Below are 1,816 nucleotides of genomic sequence, written 5' to 3'. Positions count from 1 at the left end.
GATGATTTATAAGATAATTATTATATATTTGTTACTAAATAAAGTATGACTGTTGTCATACATACCCACCCAAAATTGGGTGGCTTTGTATGGTTTTGTCATACATATATACTAGTTGGCGAACAGTTTGAGAAACCGAAACACCGAAAATAATATGGTTGAAATTAATAATTTTGGTATTCCTCCCGAATTTCCTGATGGAGAAACCAAAACTAAAGAAAGATTTATTGAATTTGTTTTGAAAAAAGCACCAAAAATCAATAGTTTTTGTATTCATAAAATAGTTGATAAATTAGAATTAAACGAAATCGAAAAGAAACAGTTTAAACACTTAAATCTCGATATTAGAAGTGATTTAGTAAATAGTAAACTAGCTGAAATTGCCGTAAAAGGCGGTACTGATATTAGATTAACCGAAACAGGACGAAACTACTTTGACAAAAAACACTCCGACACTATTATTGCCGAAAATTTTATTATTGGAGATAATTACGGAATTCAATCATCTAAAAGTGATTTTACAGCTCCAATAACTATAAATGCAAAACAAAACCCAAGTATTAATCCAGAAATAAAATCATCAGTCCAAAAGTTTTTTTCTAATCCTTGGGTATTGTTAATTAGCGGAATAGCAATTGAAGAAGTCACGATTGGTAAAATATATAAATTCATAATTTCAATAGTTTAAAAAATAATAAAATATGGCTTTAATTAATTGTAAAGAATGCAACACTAAAATTAGTGATAGTGCAAAAAGTTGTCCTAATTGCGGAAATCCAAATTTAAAACAAATGGGAGGTAACAAATATGTCCTAGTTTTTATTGGAATAGGAATAACATTGTTTATGATATATACAATGTTTGGAAATAGGGAGTATAATGGTAGTAATGATATTGTTGATAGTTCAGCAGTAGTGGTGGATACATCAGCAGTTGTATATACTCCACAATTAACTGCGGAAGGGCGAAAAGAAAATATTGAGAAAATAAGAAATATGTTTTTAGACACAGGCATAGATGTAAAAGTTAGTGTTTATGGAAAAAACAACGAAACATTAGAATTAGAATATGCTCTTTTTAATGATGTTTGGTATAGAAAATTTGAAACTTCTGGGATGTTTAACAACTTTCATAAGTTGGGTTTTAAAAAAATTATTTTAAATGATAATTATGATTACAAAACTGCTGTTACATATTAAAATAAACCTAAAATAAAATGGAAAATTACTTTAAAAAAATTGATTCAATCGTACAAATAAAAATTGAAAAAATGCCGTCAAGACGTAATACATTTGAATCACTTTCTATATATTTAAAAATATACAAAGAATGTTTATTTGAAATACAGGATGAATTTAGAGTTTTTTTTAATGAATTTACCAAAAACAGAAAGTATTCAGAATCTGAAATAGCCGAACTAAATAAATATAATCATAAAGCAATGTCTTCTTTTGTAGATAAATTTAAAGTATGATGAAAGTTTATTTGCAGTGTTATCCCTAAATCATTCAGTTTTTTTTCAATAGGAATTAACTCTTCTATTATTGGGATGATTTTATTTAAGTTATCTAAATAAGGCTGAATTTGTGAATCTAATTCAAAAACAGGTTTTTGATTCATAATTTAAAATTTAAAAATTGCTTCCGACTTAAACGGTACGGAAGCGAAACCGAAATATAAACGAGAAAACCGATTCGCCAATCGAGTAGACGGCTCCGCCAGAAACTGACGGAGTGCGCCTCTCACACCACCGTACGTACGGGTCTCGTATACGGCGGTTCGCAAAGTGATGGGTTGAGTTCCATGTAAATCTCCA

3 protein-coding genes are annotated in these 1,816 nt (G+C 28.9%); 2 read left to right on the top strand and 1 reads right to left on the bottom strand.

Annotation, left to right across the window (positions count from 1 at the left end):
- Positions 1–127: 127 nt before the first annotated feature.
- Complete coding sequence (locus tag ACFX5E_RS16185) at positions 128–688, top strand: hypothetical protein (RefSeq protein WP_379856201.1); 561 nt, start codon at positions 128–130, stop codon at positions 686–688.
- Positions 689–701: 13 nt separating this feature from the next.
- The gene (locus tag ACFX5E_RS16180) at positions 702–1,199 is read left to right on the top strand and encodes a zinc ribbon domain-containing protein (protein WP_379856200.1); all 498 of its coding nucleotides are present in this window, start codon (positions 702–704) and stop codon (positions 1,197–1,199) included.
- Positions 1,200–1,431: 232 nt separating this feature from the next.
- Here the strand turns inward: ACFX5E_RS16180 and ACFX5E_RS16175 are convergent, their stop codons facing one another.
- A complete protein-coding gene (locus tag ACFX5E_RS16175) occupies positions 1,432–1,620 on the bottom strand; it encodes a hypothetical protein (RefSeq protein WP_379856199.1) in 189 nt (62 codons plus the stop codon).
- Positions 1,621–1,816 lie beyond the last annotated feature (196 nt).

The organism is Flavobacterium xylosi (assembly GCF_042787345.1).
GTDB lineage: Bacteria > Bacteroidota > Bacteroidia > Flavobacteriales > Flavobacteriaceae > Flavobacterium > Flavobacterium xylosi.
The sequence above is the reverse complement of the archived record's forward strand: the minus strand, read 5'-3'. Positions and strand labels throughout refer to the sequence as shown.

What these genes read in the sequence shown, in the direction of transcription:
- ACFX5E_RS16175 (WP_379856199.1), bottom strand. Translation starts at nt 1,620, where the DNA reads ATGAATCAAAAACCTGTTTTTGAATTAGATTCACAAATTCAGCCTTAT.
- ACFX5E_RS16180 (WP_379856200.1), top strand. Translation starts at nt 702, where the DNA reads ATGGCTTTAATTAATTGTAAAGAATGCAACACTAAAATTAGTGATAGT.